We start from the raw sequence: 14558 nt of genomic DNA on the forward strand, positions 1-14558 counted from the left end.
AAAAAACATATTGATATAAATAATCTAAAAACATAAAATGAAAATAAAACCTGATAAACTAATTACTAAACTTGGAAATACTTTACATGTAGCCAAAAACGAATTGTTGGATAAGAAAAACGATTTAGAGAATGAAGTACAAAAAAGTGTTTCAAAAGTTAAAAATTCTACAACTTCTCTTTCAAGAAATATAGAAGATAATACTAAGAAAATCGGTTCTGCTATTTCAAATAGTTTTGGTTTAGAACAGGTAATTCTTGAATTTTTAAAAAATGTCAACTTAGATAAAATGATATCAGCAATAAAAGATTTAGAAGTTGTTGATAAAAAAACGATCTCTACAATTGATATACTGTTGAATGTCTTAATCTTATTAAGAGATAACAAAGATGGAAATGGTGTTGGACAAGCTATTTCATTATTAAAAGATGTAAATATATCCGACATGATTGAAACTTTACGACCCTTTTTAAACTTAATTCCCTATGGTAGTCAACTGATTTTTGTTTTAAAGTTTATAGTGAAAATTAGTAAATCAGATATTGTCATTTTAGAAAAGGATCCACTTTCACTTACTACTCAATCAGAACAATATATGAACATGCGAAATATTAAGGTTCTGGAAACCTAGTTAGGAGGCATATCTGTATATCCATTATCATAAAATATTTAAAAATTATCTCAAACTAAAGTAATTATCCCCGCTTCATTCGGGGATATTTTTTATAAAGCGCAGTTTAAAAGCATGATTATTCAGATAAATTCTTTATTCTGAACATCGCATAATGAAAATTGGAGTATCCACCTTAGAAAAGTTGCCTCAGAATTAGATTACATACTTTAGGATTATGTACAAAAAGCATGTATCAACAGAATGTATTTAAAGTTCTTGAAATACACTCTCATGATGAAAATTATGAATTGTTTTACTTTTGTAAGGCGTTTTTATGTATGGTATTATTATGAATGCACTGGATAAATCACGTAATTCTTTTAATTAATCACATAAAAAAACAACCCTAGGAGGTGGTTTTGAATGAATTTAAAATTTAGTCTAAAGTTTCCGGAATGACCATACCCTAATCGTTATAAACAGCAAGCTGTTTGGTAACTGTATCATAAGCCATTGTTCCCGGTTCGGGATTTATAATATTCAGGTGTGTACTTTCTACTTTCGGTAGAACCATTGCCTGGTTATTTGTTTCCAAAACCAGAATGCCCTATTTCCTTGTTAACAAGGTTGATTTCATCAATATTCAAATTAAAAGAGTTATCTAACGTATACATATCAAATATAAATCGTTTTTGGAGATTTGAATTAAAAACTACAAATAAAAAACCGTAGCACTTCTGCTACGGTAACTTTGTGGAAAGAGAGGGAGTCGAAGGTAAAACCATTGATTTGGCTAACTGAATGTGCTGGTAATTGTCCGGTTGTTTTTGGGTCGTTAGCGATATAAATCTAAATTACTCTTGCAGCTGAAAGATTTTTTTTGATGTTGCTTTAAGTGCAAAGACTTTCCCTTGATAAATTTCCGAACTTTTAATTATTCTTCTCTATACGATAGGGATAATGGGATTTCAGTTTATTTTTTGTAAATTTTCTAATAAGCTTAATCGATCATCTATAAATTTATAAGGATATTGATAATCTTCGAGTTAGGGGACTGGTTAATATCTTTTATATTTTCCGATAGAATTTTGATGCTTTTATTCATTTCATCAAAATATCAAAAACGATAGAATGTTCTCTCATAATTATTATAACTGTGCTTTTTTTTTCAATTTATAAATATTAAATTTAAATATGTTTTAGAAGGCTGATGTTATTATTATATTTGCGACATAGTAGTTGATGAAATATTTACGGTTATCGATTCATAAACCCAGTATGTTAAAAATATTATATTAAATTATCCATATGAAAAAAAAATTATTAATTATTTTAGTCCTTTTCTGTATTAACTTAATTCAGGCACAAAATGTTAATATTCCTGATGTTAACTTTAAAAATTATTTACTAAACAATTCAGCAATAAACACTAACGGTGACGGGCAGATACAAGTTTCGGAAGCAATAGCATTTAATGGTTCAATATTTTGTGGTAATAAAAATATTTCAAATCTTACTGGTATTGAAGCATTTGTAAACATTACGGAACTTTACTGTTTTGCTAATCATTTAACTACTTTAGATTTGAGTCATAATACGGCTCTAACTTATTTAACTTGCTCAGACAATCAACTGACGAGTCTAAATATTAAAAGCGGAAATAATACTGGCCTAGGATGGTTCTTTTCAACTGCAAACCCTAATCTTCAGTGCATCCAAATTGATAACATCAATGCGATAGGAAGCAACTGGCACAAAGATGCCACAGCCTCTTATAGTTCAAACTGTCAAGCATTTCTCGCCACAGAAGAGACTGTGAGGAAAAGTATTGCAACTTACCCAAATCCTGTAAAAAACGTACTCCATTTGTCAATAAAGGCTGATGCAGTACTTTACAATATGGTTGGTCAACAATTAGGATCGTTTAAAAACGTATCACAAATTACTATGGAGCATTTTGCTAAAGGTGTCTATCTATTAGAACTTTCAGATAAAGGTGGGAAGATAATACAACAAACTAAAATAGTGAAAGAATAACAGATCTTAACTTTCTTATTAGCAATAAAATCATTTTCGCATTCAAAGGTAGAATTCTTCCTCATTACATCATTAGAATTTCCTTCCAGAAATACTTTAAGTAATTTTACTAAATGTGAGATTCAGAAAATGCTTTTCCGATCGGTACGATGATATGTATACTAAGTTATCCATACTAATAGCTCTGCCACAAAAACGGTAAATATTTTCTGAGTCTTAATCTTCTTAATACTGTTTTCTTTTGAAGTGATTTCTTAATTTTCTTGAATTACTTCCTCAATGTTAAAAGATTTACTTTTTGACTTTACAGGTATTAAATAAGTATTTCGGTTCAGTCATTTACTACTATCGAAAAGATATTCTCATCAATCGTTTTTATTTTTTTTCTGATGTAATCACGAGCCAATTCCAAGTTCAACATTGCCCGTGAGGCTATCCGATTTTCTATAGCAAATATATTCTGTTGCCCCTGCGGAAAAAAACTTTTTGGGTATCCGTAATCTGAGATTACAAACCCTCCGCAAAAATATCTCAAGCTTTCATCAATGTTCTTTCTTATTGTTTTCAAGGTATTGATTACAGTTTTCCTTGTGCCTGCCTGAATGGTAATCTGCATAGAAAAAGTCAGAAACCTCACAAGATGCAATTGCAGTTCATTGAAATTTTGATAACTCTTAATATAACATTTAAAGCGATTAGTAATTTTCACTTCCCTTTAAATCGTATATCTTATTTTTGCAAAAAAACTAATGGACAAATCGAATTTCCTGGAAGTTATTGCAGCGCTGAATGTTTTTATATCGGTGTTGCTTGCCGTATTAACTGACAGGAAACTGGAAAACAGATTATTTGCAGCCTTCCTTATCATTAATGCAATTGATATGAGCGGACTTTTTATGCATTATTTTACTGATAGTTACAACCTGAAAACTTTCAAAATGTCTGCATACCTTTTGGTAATGCCTCTCTTCTATCTGTACGTTAATGCCATTTGTTATTTTGATTTTACTTTAAAAAGAAAGCACTTACTGCATCTTATTCCTTTCATTGTTGCCAATTTAATTTTAGTTCCTAGGCTTTATCTTGCAGAAGGTCCCGCAAAAGAATATTTCTTTAAACATATATGGGATTCTCCTGAAATGTTTTTTTATCAGATTATTGCGGAACTGCAGTATTTGTTTTACGTAGTTGGCGTATTCATGATCCTCAAAAAATACAAGAAGGTTTATCTCGAGAATTATACTAATCCTAACACTTTGTTATACAGATGGCTGTCTCAGCTTACAATGATTTTACTCTTTATTCATGTATGTATTATTTTTAAAAATACAGTACGATACACTGCATACAACGACCTGTTTATTTGGATACATATTTTGGCAGGAACTTCATTTTTATTGGCTGCCTGCTGGTTTATATTGAAGGCATTGAACCACCCTGAACTTTTTCGCAGAATTGACTCTACATTAGAACCTGCAGAAAATTTTACTGAAAATATTGAACCTGAAAATAAAACCGACGACACAAAAAGTTTTCAGATCGAACAACTTAAAAATTTCATGACAGAAAAAGAGCCATTTTTAGAACCTTCATTAACGATTCAGGAATTGGCAGATCAGGTGAAAATTCGGGTTCGTGAGTTGTCTGTTTTAATCAACCATCACATCAATCAGCATTTTTTTGACTTTGTGAATGAATACCGTATTAAAAAAGCAATGACGATTTTAAAAGATCCCGTAAAAAAAGAAGTAACGGTTTTAGAAATCTTATATGAAGTGGGTTTCAATTCAAAATCTTCCTTTCACACTTCATTTAAAAAATACACAAACCAAACACCAGTAGCGTTTAGAAACAGTTGATTATTAACTCATTGTAAATAATAGGACTTTAAATTCTCCGCTTTAAGAGATAATAAATTTAGATAACTATTGTTAATTAAATGATTAACATTGGTTTAAAATCAGCATCACGGTGAAAAGCTTCAAAAGTATACGTTAATCCTTATATTTCGACCTCTACTGAAAACGACCTCAATGCCACAGCAGGCTACAGTTTGTTGGCAGGAGTGGAAGGGGAGGAGTACGATATCGAGATAAAAACACCGAAAGGGAAAATTAAAAAGTTGCATCTGATCCATTCGAAGACGGAAGAGACAGAACTGAGTTCTAAACCATTGCCGCAAAAAGGAAATTTTGAGTTTAAATGGCTGAATGATGATATAGCCTATGTCGCCATTAGAACTTTCGACGATGCGACTGTTGTGACAGATTTTGAATCGAAACTCGACGAACTTAGAAAAGCTAAAAAAATCATCCTTGATGTGCGCAACAATGGTGGCGGAAGTGGGAAAAACGCTCTGAACATTGCTAAATATTTTGTTAAGACAGATACCATCTTTGGTGCAAAAAACTATAGCAGGGAAATTATTCCAACGGAGAGAGCTATTGGATCCTTCCTGACTGCACAAGATACAATCAGCGGTAAGCCTCAATGGGGAATAACTAAAGAAGAAGCGACCAGTTTATATAAAGCTTATCTCGGATCCAAATTTCACAGCTATGAGTATAAGACGACTATTCTTCATACGGATATTAAGTTGACAGCTCATACCGTTTTATTGACCAATAGCAATACCGCATCTGCTGCAGAAGATTTTCTAATTTATCTCTACGATCAAAAAAATATCAAGAGAATTGGCGACTACAGCAACGGGAGTACAGGCCAGCCATTACAGATCGAACTGCCTGGTAACACAACTGCCTGGATTTGCACAAAAAAAGTGACACTGCCCAATGGGGAAGAGTTTGTTGGAATTGGGATGAAGCCAGATGTTATTATTGAGAGAAACCTGAACGATATTCTTTACCCACTTCAACATGATTCACAACTGGAAGGAGCGCTCAATTATTTTTTTAAAAAATAGTAATCGCTCATTACCTTATTCCAAATTAATCTGTTTAACCTGCACAGTGGTCTTGCGAAAAAAGAAGGATGTAAATCCTGCTAAATTATAATCAATTGAATTTTAGTTTAATTCTGATTCTGCTTATGAATGAGAGGTTACTATATATACAGCACAATTTATACTTTGATCGCAGTCAAATACCGATAAAACTTGGGCTATTAAAGAGCCGAAAAAAGAATACTGCTGAAAAATATAGATAAAATGGACTATTCCATCTCTTGGTGTGATCTATCAAAATTCCCCGCTTGTATAACTCTTCCATTCAGAGGTTGATCAAGGCTATCATCAAAGATTCAGGAATTGGCAGATCAGGTGAAAATTCCGGTTCGTGAGTTATCTGTTTTGATCAACCATCATATCAATCAGCATTTTTTTGATTTTGTGAATGAATATAGTATTAAAAAAGCAATGACGATTCTAAAAGATCCCACAAAAAAAGAAGTAACGGTTTTAGAAATCTTATATGAGGTGGGCTTCAATTCAAAATCTTCTTTTCATACTTCATTTAAAAAATAAACGGATCAAACGGCAATCGAATTCATAAAAAATTGATAATTAATTGATTGTAAATACTCGAACTTTGGATTGCTAATACTCGGACTCATTTTATTTATTAAAATGAGTCCGACTTTTTTTACACGGACTTTTTTCAGGATTCTCTACAGCATATTTGCATCAGATTATTAATGTCAAATTAAAATTTTGAAACCATGAAAAAAGTAAGTGTTTTTGTTTTTTTACTAATGTCTGTATTTTGTTTATCACAATTGCAAACCGTAAAAATGGACACCCTTCTCACCGTAGAAATCGGCGGAATAAAACAAGTGATAGAAATTAAAACAGATGATGCTCATAAACCCATCCTGCTGTTTTTGTCGGGCGGTCCCGGAAGTTCGATGATGAAAAACGCGGAATCCTTCACCAATATTTTAAAAAATAAATTTACGATCGTCCAATGGGATCAAAGAGATGCTGGAAAAACATTAGCATTAAATTCTGTCTAATTGTTCCATCATAGTCTAAGATATTGGTCAATAATAAGGAAGGGAATGTCTTGGGGCTAAACGTCTGGAGAAAAGCAATTTCTACAAAGACAAATCGAAGCACAAAAGTCTATATTATTGATAAGCCTCAACTGAAAAACTATTTTCCTCATCCTAGCGCAAACCCTGGTTAACAGTTCATTGTTTGTCATTCGATTTGTTTAAATATTTTTTCAGCAATTTGTTAGCAATGGATTTTATTACTCATCATTCCCAATAATTCTAGCGCCGTGTCAGCAACTTATTTTTCCAAAGTCCGTTTCATCATAATGTCAGTCTGCTCGTCATTTACAATAACATAACAATCATTACAAAGTCAATCTTGGTTTACTAAATTAATTTTCTCTCTTTTGCTATCACGGCGAGCTGGAAAGGAGTTTTAGCACCGCATATTTTTCTTATGGTTGTAAGTCTTTTTTCAATGCTGCTTTTACTAACAACGAGTGATTCGTCGTCTTCAAGTTGCTTAGGGATTTCACCGATCTTTAGACCTTGTGATAAGTACTTTAGTATAAGGAGATCTAATCTTTCCATTCAGCAAATTTAAAAATAATTATGTTCTGTCCAGAGTTCAATTTATACTTCGTATGATTGCTCCTTTTTGTCCAACCAATGCTGTACGTTTTTCTGTAAAATAGATTTCTTTAAAGGTCTTAAATCAAAACAGTTCATTGATCATCTTTTGCCACATTTAGAACAGATTTGAAATTTGAATTATGATCTTCTTCTCCTTTTCCAATAAGCATTATATGTAATGATTTCCTAAAATTTTTCTCTTCAATATTAGAAATTAAGTTGCCTAAAGCGGTAGTTATTTCGTTAGCAATTTATATTTTAATTTAGCATCAATGTCTTCCGGCTCTTTTTCAATGTATAACTTTAGATATTCAAGTGCTTCTTTATTCTGCTTTGACACTGTATATGCTTCACTGATATTGTAGTAACCATAAGCAGAGTCTGGAAAACTATGAATATTTAATTTAAATAGATCTATTGCCTGACTGTACTTTTTTTCAAATAATAGCTTATAACCATATCTTTCAATAAGATTTTCTCTTAATGAATATTTCTTTGAATTATTTTCTATTTCCTTGATGCCAGCTTGATAACCTTTGTTGCATATTATCTTGATGACGTCTTTAGTGTAGAAAAAATTGTCAATTGCCGGCGTCGAACCCACCAATTGTTTTTTGATCAGATTGCTCACTTCCCAATAATTTTCAACCTCTCCATTTGTAAGTATTACCACAGTATAATCCAGATCAGGAAAAATCATCAGTTCACTGGCAACACCATCGTGTCCGCCGGTATGTCCAATAATGCGCTGCCCGTTGATGGTATTTTCTTCAAACCCGTAGCCATACATTCCTGCTCTATATTTCACTTTTCCTGACGTAGAAAGAGTTACACTCGCTTTGCTAAGTAAGATGTTGTTTTGTAAAGCATTGGCAAATTTTAGCAGATCGTCAGCTGTTGAATATCCGCCGCCGGCAGGTGTTCCTTTTGTCGGATTTAAAAAAATGTTGTTCTTCCATTGCCCGGGTTTTTCTAATGACATCATATATCCGGTAGCCAGATTGGAAACAGCTTCATCTAACTCATAAGAATCTGTGTCCATCATTTTTGCAGGATTATAAATATGTTCTTTTACAAAATCAAAATAGTTTTCCCCTGTTATTTTTTCAATGAGTAAACCTAAGACCATATATCCTGAATTACTGTAGAGGAAATCAGAACCTGGAGAAAAGGCTAGTTTTTTATTAACATACAATGGAAGGAAATCAGAAACTGTCTTGAATTTTTCTTTTGCTAATTTATCGTATTCCTCCCAAAAACTGGTCATTCCTGAAGTGTGGGTTAAGAGCTGATGAATTGTTACTGAGTCAGCAACAGCCTCATTTGGATAGTCTGTAAGATATTTACTTATTTTATCCTAAAGTGAAATTTTACCAGCTTCCACCAATTGCATTACAGCCATTGCCGTAAACATTTTGTTAATAGACGCTAAATTGAACTTTGTGTTAGTTTTATTACGAATGCTGTCTGGGAGATTAGCAAAGCCGAATGCTTCCTTATATATTGGTTTGCCATTTTTTGCAATAAGAATAACGCCGCTTAAATAGTTTTTTTTTTCGAGTACTCTTAATTGTTGTTTTATTTCATTAAGGTTTGGTTTTTGTGCAAATGTTAAAGTAACCATTAATAGTAATACAAGTGTTAGAATCTGTTTCATCGCTTTTATTTTTTGCAATTGGTAATTATTTTATTGAGCATTTTATCTAGCAAGGATATTTCTTCCAATGACAAACCATTTAGAGCGGTCTGTCTGTTTAGTTGAACAATAGGTTCTATTAATTCAATGGTTTTTATCCCTTTGTCAGTTATTTCAAGATTAAATTTTCTGCGGTCTTCTTGATGAAGAGTCCTAATTAAGTATTCCTTCTTTACCATTAATTCGATCATCCTTGTAATAGAGGCATTGTCTTTAAATATAAGATTTGCCAATTCATTTTGAGAAATTTTCGCATTCTTGTTAAGTATCATCAGCACTAAACATTGATCTATGGTGATGTCCTTTATAATTTTAGAAATATTTTTCTGTGATACTTTTCGATATTCTTTAATTGCTTGTTCAATGGAATAAAGTACTGTTCCAGTTGGATTTTTAATATTCATATAGATTTGTTTGATGCAAATATAATTGATATATCAATTATATATATATTTTTGTGTGTTTATTTTAAATTTAAGTAAAGGGTTTTTTAACGAATAATCTATTGTGCGAACATTCAAAGTTTATACATAATGTTATAGCTTATATAAATCCGAAAATAGTTGGCTTTACGATAATATTGAACCAGATTCTTCTGTAGGTTAAACGTATTGAAAACTTTCATTTTATCGCTCCTGTGATAATCGTATCATATTTCGGGGATCTCATATAATACCGTATTTAAAACGGCCCCTAAAGGTGAGCTTACAATCGCTGTAACTGTAGTAGAGCCCGGAATATTGGTCTGACTGAAAACCATTTCTGTATTTTCTTCAAAAATTCCATTGTGATTATAATAGATATAGGCTTTAACGATGTGATGATAATTGTAGCTACCGTTACTGAGAGTTCGGTAGGAGTATTTAGAGGAATACGTGAATGCCGTGCCAAGACAATAATTATTAGAATAATCAGCATAAAACTGCGCATTTGATAAATTGTAAGTTTCGGTATAATTGTTAATATCTCCAAATTTGACCATGGCTATTCCCGAATGATGATCTCCGGTGCTTCCGGGCATATCGTGGGTATACAGGTCGGGGTTAAATTGAAATTATTTTGCAAAGGTTGGGTAAGCAGTACAGGAGAATTGAGCAGGTTACTTTTATATTGCAGAAGTTGAGCAATAGCCCTGTTCTTTTGGCCAACAGTAATCTGTTTCGGTTACAACCTGTATATGCCATGATATTCTGTTCTACGCCGTTAAATATATTTCCGGTACAGCTGTTAACAGTTCCAGTTGCACACAGGCTCCCTAATAAATCGGACATAGGATCGGTGTCGCAAACCATATCTCCGTCTAGCGTACAATCAGCATTGGGAGGGCAGGCGCTTCCATTTGAGCCTTCTTGGGTATGCCACAGTCCTAATGCATGCCCAAATTCATGGGCCATGGTAGCCTGGCCGGTAGAGCATACGTTCCCTATTAAAAAACTGTCATCAAACATTGGTATCGTTCCTGCAAAACTGGCATATCCGCTTGCAAGGAATGTACCTGTAGCCAGTTTATTTACGATATAAATATTATAATATTTTGTAGGATCCCATCTTGATAATTGCGTTATCGTCGATTCATGAACGCCATTATATCCTGTGGCACTGTTGACTCCATACTGAAGGTATTGGTTGTTCGACGAGAGGTTAGTGCGAGTACAATTCGGAGCGATCTTTGCGAGAACAAGCCTTACGGGAATTACCGTACCGCCATCAGCTTCTCCCAGAATCCCGGGAGCGGTTCCGGCAAAAACTTCATTTGTATAGTTAATCCATTCGATCACCTGCTGATCGGTTCTGTTGTCGGAGCTCCCTAAATTGCTCCCATCACTGATAATATGAACTACTACAGGGATCTCATAGATCTGATTTTTGGAAGTACTTATTTTTCCGCTTTTGGTGAGATCTGAAAGTTTAAGATTAAAGCTTTGGCTTCAGCTTTAAGGTAAGGATATTGCACGTATATATTTTCCATACGCACACTTGTTGCGCAACTGTTGATATATTTTACATCCGATTGTTGAGCAACGCAAAATTGAGTAAACAGGCTAGCGGTGAGGATCAGTTTTTTCATGGTAGTTTATTACGAAAATACATAATTTCAGTCAAAGTGAGTTTGTAACTTTTACAATCGTACATTGATGTATTCAGTTACCAAGAATTTTTTTTGCTTTTTTTTCCAAAACAAAATGCAGAAATTTCTTTTAAGCCTGTTTTAATTTTCTCGATCATTTCGGAGAAATTAATGTCATTCTCAACGGTGCTAATCGAAGTGGCTATTCCTTTTATATTGTGTTTAGTGTTTGATACAGCAAATACATAGATTATTTCAGAGTCATATTCGGTTTCGTAGCAAATGTATATCTTATCAATAGCAAATTCAGATGTGTTGAGATTAGTAATTTTTTTTGTGTCAGTCGATCCTGAAAGCATAGATTTCATGATGTCGAAATCCAGAGCATATCCTTCGTTCAGCAATTCTGAAATTACATCATGCAATAATATAATTTGTTCCATTTTAAAATTTTAGAGTTATTTCCAGCTGCCCTGCATTGAAATTTCGAGATGTTCACCTTTAACCTCCATATCTATGGGAAAAATGATTTTATAATCATCCATATGAACAGAACACCTATCAATGTATCCAGTTATATTGCCCCACAATTCCAAATGATAAGAAGTACCGTACAAGTTCATTTCAGGTGATGGATACATTTTCAGAGTTGCAGGAAGCGGTAAATCACTGGGATAAAGTTCAGTCTCTGCAATACTGATTTTACTTTCCTCTTTGAAAACTTTGATAAAAAGTTTTTGTTCCGGAAGAGATTTTTCTTTTTCAAATTGTTCTAACTTTACTATATCCAATTGAAAAGTCCGGTCGTCATTCTGGCATGAAAAAAGAAAAAATAAAGATGATACAAGGAAAAATGAAATGATCTTTTTTGTACTATTTGTTTTCATAAAATTAATTTAAAAATTGATATGTTTATGCTGGTGATAAACGTTTCGATTTCAGGTAAAGCACTGTACGATTGAGATAAGGAAAAAGAAGAATCAGCACCAATGTTATTGAAAGCATCCAGACCATCATTTCATAATAATCCATTGCAAATCTTAGTTGATTCTGTAAATTCACTCTCTCTCTTAGCAATTTTTCAGCTCCCTTTACGGCATGATCTTCAAGCATTCCTTTTCCATTAAGCTTCATGGTCTGTCGATGCATGAAGTCTTTTATTGACGGATCTATGGCGCTTAAACGATCCTGAAAAGCGTTGTAATGCCTACTCTTTTGATATAATTCATAGTAATTGATCAATGCAATACTTGCGCAAAATCCTAAATAACGAATAGCCAATGCTGTGGCCGCTGCAGACGGGCCAATTTGCAGTGGCACCGAAGAGATAATGTAAATGATGGTCGGGACCATAATGAGACCAATTCCTAACCCTTGGATAAACAACGGAATAAAATAGTTAAATTCGTCAGCCTGTACATCAAATGAAAAATACATTACTGCATGAAACATCAACAAGGTAAAGAAACCGGGCATCCAAATACTTCTGATATTTTTTTTCTGCAAAACCAGACAACAGGCGACAATAATTCCAGTAATAAGTCCTAAAAGATTAAAGATATTGATGTAAGAAAGATAAAACGGATCAAAATGAAGAACGGAAATAAAGTAACTATTTGTAATTCCTGAGGCAAAACGACAGATATACATTATAAAAAGAATGACAAGACCTACAGTAAAGTTTCTATATCTGAAAACACTCAAGTTTATATATGGTCTTTTTTTAAACATTTGACGGAATACTAACAGTACCAGTAATGCTCCGATTGCAATTGTACTTCCTAAAATACGGTTATCTTCTAACCAGTAATATTCTTGTCCAAAAACTGTAATATATCCGATTAGTATAAGTAAGGTACTGAAAATAGCAAAGCTTTCCCAATCTAATTTATAAAGTGGAAATCTCGAATTGATACGGTAATGTCTCATGGTTATTGCCAGAAAAATAAATCCTGGAAAATATAAAAACACTGCACCTTTATAGATATTGTTAAAATTATAAGAGTCAATAAGATCCGCCGTAATCAAATTATTAAATGGCAATGCACATATTAGAATTCCAAAGAATACTGAGAAGCTAATCTCACGACCTCTTTCACTGCTCAATCTGGTAAATATTAAACTTAGAGATAAATTTACATTACACGCAAACAGCATTCCTTGAATAAAACGTACTGGAAAAAGAATATGAATCTCATTCGTATAATAACAGATGAGGCATGCCATAATCTGAAGTGTCATAAACAATAGAAAATATTCTTTTGCCGCAAGAAAGCTAAAAAACCTTCTTTCAAGACTGTAAAATCCAACATATCCGGCATAAAACAATGCAACAGAAAACTGAATATCCGCGGGTTCACAACCGTAATATCCAGCTGCTGCATTTATATTTGCCAAAGGAAGAAAAAATATAGTAATTCCTGGCAGTGTCATCATAAAAAGAATAATTTTTACAAGCCATTCCGGAATCCATTTTTTAAAAAAAGGAATCTTTCTAACCATTAGAACGTTTTTTGCCTGCATATACATTGACGTTCATGCCTACTTTCAGCACATCAATATCTTTTCTTTTCCCATCTATCTTGATCCTTACTGGAATACGTTGAACAATCTTCACATAATTTCCTGTAGAGTTATCAGGAGGTAATAACGAAAAACTGGAGCCTGTAGCAGGAGAGAGAGAAATAATAGTTCCCCTAAACTCCCTGTCAGGATAAGAGTCTGCTACAATTTTAACATGGTCACCGATGCGCATATCTTTAATCTGGGTTTCTTTATAATTAGCAACTACCCATTTGTCTGTTTCGTTGTTTACAATAAAAGCTAATGTTTCACCAGCATCAATCATCTGTCCTACTTCAACTGTTCTCCGTCCCATTCGTCCGTCGTAGGGCGACACAATAACGGTATAAGAGACATCCAGTTTATGACGGTTTAAAAGTGCCTCGAGTTTTGTTATTTCCGCATGTACAACGGTTTTCTCAGCTTGAATATCTTTTATTTTTGATTTAGACGCTGCGTAAGTATCCTGGGAAGCTTGATATTCACTGTTGTTTACATCCAATCCTGCTTTTACATCTTCGAGTCGTTGTTTTGTAGCTGACTCTTCATTGTAAAGACTCTGATATCGCTTATAATCAAGTTCTTGCTTCCATACTTTGGCCTTGTTAGCTTCTACTTTAGCTTGTGCTGAAGCAGCCTCCTTTTCCATCGTACGAGTAGTACTTTCCAATACTTCTATTTGAGCGCGAGCCCTTTGAAGGGCAGCCTGTGTTTGTTCTTGCTGCAATATATATTCACGGTTGTCAATAATTAAGAGAGTGTCTCCTTTTTTCACTTCCTGATTTTCCTCGAACTTTACATCAACGATAAATCCACCAGCCCTCGAAATAACGGGATTTACATATTCCTGAACCTGAGCATCATTGGTCTGTTCGTATTTGTAAAAATTTAAAAGGGTAAAGATTCCCCAAATAGCAAGTGCAGCAACAATGAGACCTGAAACCCATCCGGTTATTTTGGTAATTAATTTGTCTGTAGGAGTATATTTCTTTTTCATA

16 protein-coding genes and 2 pseudogenes are annotated in these 14558 nt (G+C 33.4%); 6 read left to right on the forward strand and 12 right to left on the reverse strand.

Features of this window, described 5'->3' with window-relative positions:
• The first annotated feature begins 37 nt into the window (after window positions 1-37).
• Entirely contained in the window at window positions 38-631 is a 594-nt protein-coding gene (locus B5X64_RS14775) for a hypothetical protein (RefSeq protein ID WP_079465988.1), read from the forward strand.
• A 448-nt stretch (window positions 632-1079) separates the two neighbouring features.
• Here B5X64_RS14775 and B5X64_RS23190 read toward each other — a convergent pair whose 3' ends face one another.
• Window positions 1080-1208 (reverse strand): hypothetical protein, encoded by a 129-nt coding sequence (locus B5X64_RS23190; protein WP_262707286.1) that lies wholly within the window; start codon window positions 1206-1208, stop codon window positions 1080-1082.
• 713 nt (window positions 1209-1921) lie between these two features.
• Between B5X64_RS23190 and B5X64_RS14780 the strand changes: the two genes are divergently transcribed.
• On the forward strand, window positions 1922-2650 hold the full coding sequence (locus B5X64_RS14780; RefSeq protein WP_079465989.1) for a T9SS type A sorting domain-containing protein: 729 nt from the start codon (window positions 1922-1924) through the stop codon (window positions 2648-2650).
• Between the two features lie 331 nt (window positions 2651-2981).
• Here B5X64_RS14780 and B5X64_RS14785 read toward each other — a convergent pair whose 3' ends face one another.
• Entirely contained in the window at window positions 2982-3287 is a 306-nt protein-coding gene (locus B5X64_RS14785; RefSeq protein ID WP_123920868.1) for a hypothetical protein, read from the reverse strand.
• Window positions 3288-3399: 112 nt separating this feature from the next.
• Between B5X64_RS14785 and B5X64_RS14790 the strand changes: the two genes are divergently transcribed.
• The 4 genes and pseudogenes from B5X64_RS14790 (at window position 3400) to B5X64_RS14805 (ending at window position 6619) form a co-directional block, all read left to right on the forward strand.
• Window positions 3400-4509, forward strand: a complete 1110-nt coding sequence (locus tag B5X64_RS14790) for a helix-turn-helix domain-containing protein (protein ID WP_079465991.1) — start codon at window positions 3400-3402, stop codon at window positions 4507-4509.
• 206 nt (window positions 4510-4715) lie between these two features.
• Window positions 4716-5573 carry a S41 family peptidase gene (locus tag B5X64_RS14795; protein ID WP_228418946.1) on the forward strand — a complete coding sequence of 286 codons (858 nt, stop codon included), beginning with the start codon at window positions 4716-4718 and terminating at the stop codon, window positions 5571-5573.
• 324 nt (window positions 5574-5897) lie between these two features.
• Window positions 5898-6131 (forward strand): annotated as a pseudogene (locus B5X64_RS14800) (helix-turn-helix domain-containing protein); the annotation flags it as partial.
• 194 nt (window positions 6132-6325) lie between these two features.
• Window positions 6326-6619, forward strand: a complete 294-nt coding sequence (locus B5X64_RS14805) for a hypothetical protein (RefSeq protein WP_228418934.1) — start codon at window positions 6326-6328, stop codon at window positions 6617-6619.
• A 369-nt stretch (window positions 6620-6988) separates the two neighbouring features.
• On the opposite strand, the gene B5X64_RS14810 is transcribed toward B5X64_RS14805, so the two are convergent.
• The 10 genes and pseudogenes from B5X64_RS14810 to B5X64_RS14860 form a co-directional block, all read right to left on the reverse strand.
• On the reverse strand, window positions 6989-7192 hold the full coding sequence (locus tag B5X64_RS14810; protein WP_079465994.1) for a hypothetical protein: 204 nt from the start codon (window positions 7190-7192) through the stop codon (window positions 6989-6991).
• Window positions 7193-7469: 277 nt separating this feature from the next.
• Window positions 7470-8891, reverse strand: a pseudogene (locus B5X64_RS14815) (serine hydrolase).
• A 5-nt stretch (window positions 8892-8896) separates the two neighbouring features.
• Window positions 8897-9334: a MarR family winged helix-turn-helix transcriptional regulator gene (locus B5X64_RS14825; protein ID WP_079465997.1), complete on the reverse strand. Its 438-nt coding sequence runs from the start codon at window positions 9332-9334 to the stop codon at window positions 8897-8899.
• 245 nt (window positions 9335-9579) lie between these two features.
• Window positions 9580-9951, reverse strand: coding sequence for a hypothetical protein (locus B5X64_RS14830; protein WP_079465998.1), 372 nt, complete (start codon window positions 9949-9951; stop codon window positions 9580-9582).
• A 22-nt stretch (window positions 9952-9973) separates the two neighbouring features.
• The gene (locus B5X64_RS23345; RefSeq protein WP_420808113.1) at window positions 9974-10624 is read right to left on the reverse strand and encodes a M43 family zinc metalloprotease; all 651 of its coding nucleotides are present in this window, start codon (window positions 10622-10624) and stop codon (window positions 9974-9976) included.
• A 182-nt stretch (window positions 10625-10806) separates the two neighbouring features.
• Window positions 10807-10998, reverse strand: a complete 192-nt coding sequence (locus tag B5X64_RS14840; protein WP_079466000.1) for a hypothetical protein — start codon at window positions 10996-10998, stop codon at window positions 10807-10809.
• A 77-nt stretch (window positions 10999-11075) separates the two neighbouring features.
• Window positions 11076-11441: a hypothetical protein gene (locus tag B5X64_RS14845; protein ID WP_079466001.1), complete on the reverse strand. Its 366-nt coding sequence runs from the start codon at window positions 11439-11441 to the stop codon at window positions 11076-11078.
• Between the two features lie 15 nt (window positions 11442-11456).
• Entirely contained in the window at window positions 11457-11885 is a 429-nt protein-coding gene (locus tag B5X64_RS14850) for a hypothetical protein (protein ID WP_079466002.1), read from the reverse strand.
• Window positions 11886-11910: 25 nt separating this feature from the next.
• Entirely contained in the window at window positions 11911-13500 is a 1590-nt protein-coding gene (locus B5X64_RS14855) for an MFS transporter (RefSeq protein ID WP_164463425.1), read from the reverse strand.
• Window positions 13493-14557, reverse strand: a complete 1065-nt coding sequence (locus B5X64_RS14860) for an HlyD family secretion protein (protein ID WP_079466004.1) — start codon at window positions 14555-14557, stop codon at window positions 13493-13495. Before B5X64_RS14860 ends, B5X64_RS14855 begins: the two co-directional genes overlap by 8 nt.
• Between the last annotated feature and the right edge of the window lies 1 nt (window position 14558).

The organism is Chryseobacterium balustinum, assembly GCF_900168205.1.
Lineage (GTDB): Bacteria > Bacteroidota > Bacteroidia > Flavobacteriales > Weeksellaceae > Chryseobacterium > Chryseobacterium balustinum.

Bases quoted from the DNA above. Each gene is read 5' to 3' on its own strand.
- B5X64_RS14775 (WP_079465988.1), top strand. From the start codon at position 38: ATGAAAATAAAACCTGATAAACTAATTACTAAACTTGGAAATACTTTA.
- B5X64_RS14780 (WP_079465989.1), top strand. From the start codon at position 1,922: ATGAAAAAAAAATTATTAATTATTTTAGTCCTTTTCTGTATTAACTTA.
- B5X64_RS14790 (WP_079465991.1), top strand. From the start codon at position 3,400: ATGGACAAATCGAATTTCCTGGAAGTTATTGCAGCGCTGAATGTTTTT.
- B5X64_RS14805 (WP_228418934.1), top strand. From the start codon at position 6,326: ATGAAAAAAGTAAGTGTTTTTGTTTTTTTACTAATGTCTGTATTTTGT.
- B5X64_RS14810 (WP_079465994.1), bottom strand. From the start codon at position 7,192: ATGGAAAGATTAGATCTCCTTATACTAAAGTACTTATCACAAGGTCTA.
- B5X64_RS14825 (WP_079465997.1), bottom strand. From the start codon at position 9,334: ATGAATATTAAAAATCCAACTGGAACAGTACTTTATTCCATTGAACAA.
- B5X64_RS14830 (WP_079465998.1), bottom strand. From the start codon at position 9,951: ATGCCCGGAAGCACCGGAGATCATCATTCGGGAATAGCCATGGTCAAA.
- B5X64_RS14840 (WP_079466000.1), bottom strand. From the start codon at position 10,998: ATGAAAAAACTGATCCTCACCGCTAGCCTGTTTACTCAATTTTGCGTT.
- B5X64_RS14845 (WP_079466001.1), bottom strand. From the start codon at position 11,441: ATGGAACAAATTATATTATTGCATGATGTAATTTCAGAATTGCTGAAC.
- B5X64_RS14850 (WP_079466002.1), bottom strand. From the start codon at position 11,885: ATGAAAACAAATAGTACAAAAAAGATCATTTCATTTTTCCTTGTATCA.
- B5X64_RS14855 (WP_164463425.1), bottom strand. From the start codon at position 13,500: ATGGTTAGAAAGATTCCTTTTTTTAAAAAATGGATTCCGGAATGGCTT.
- B5X64_RS14860 (WP_079466004.1), bottom strand. From the start codon at position 14,557: ATGAAAAAGAAATATACTCCTACAGACAAATTAATTACCAAAATAACC.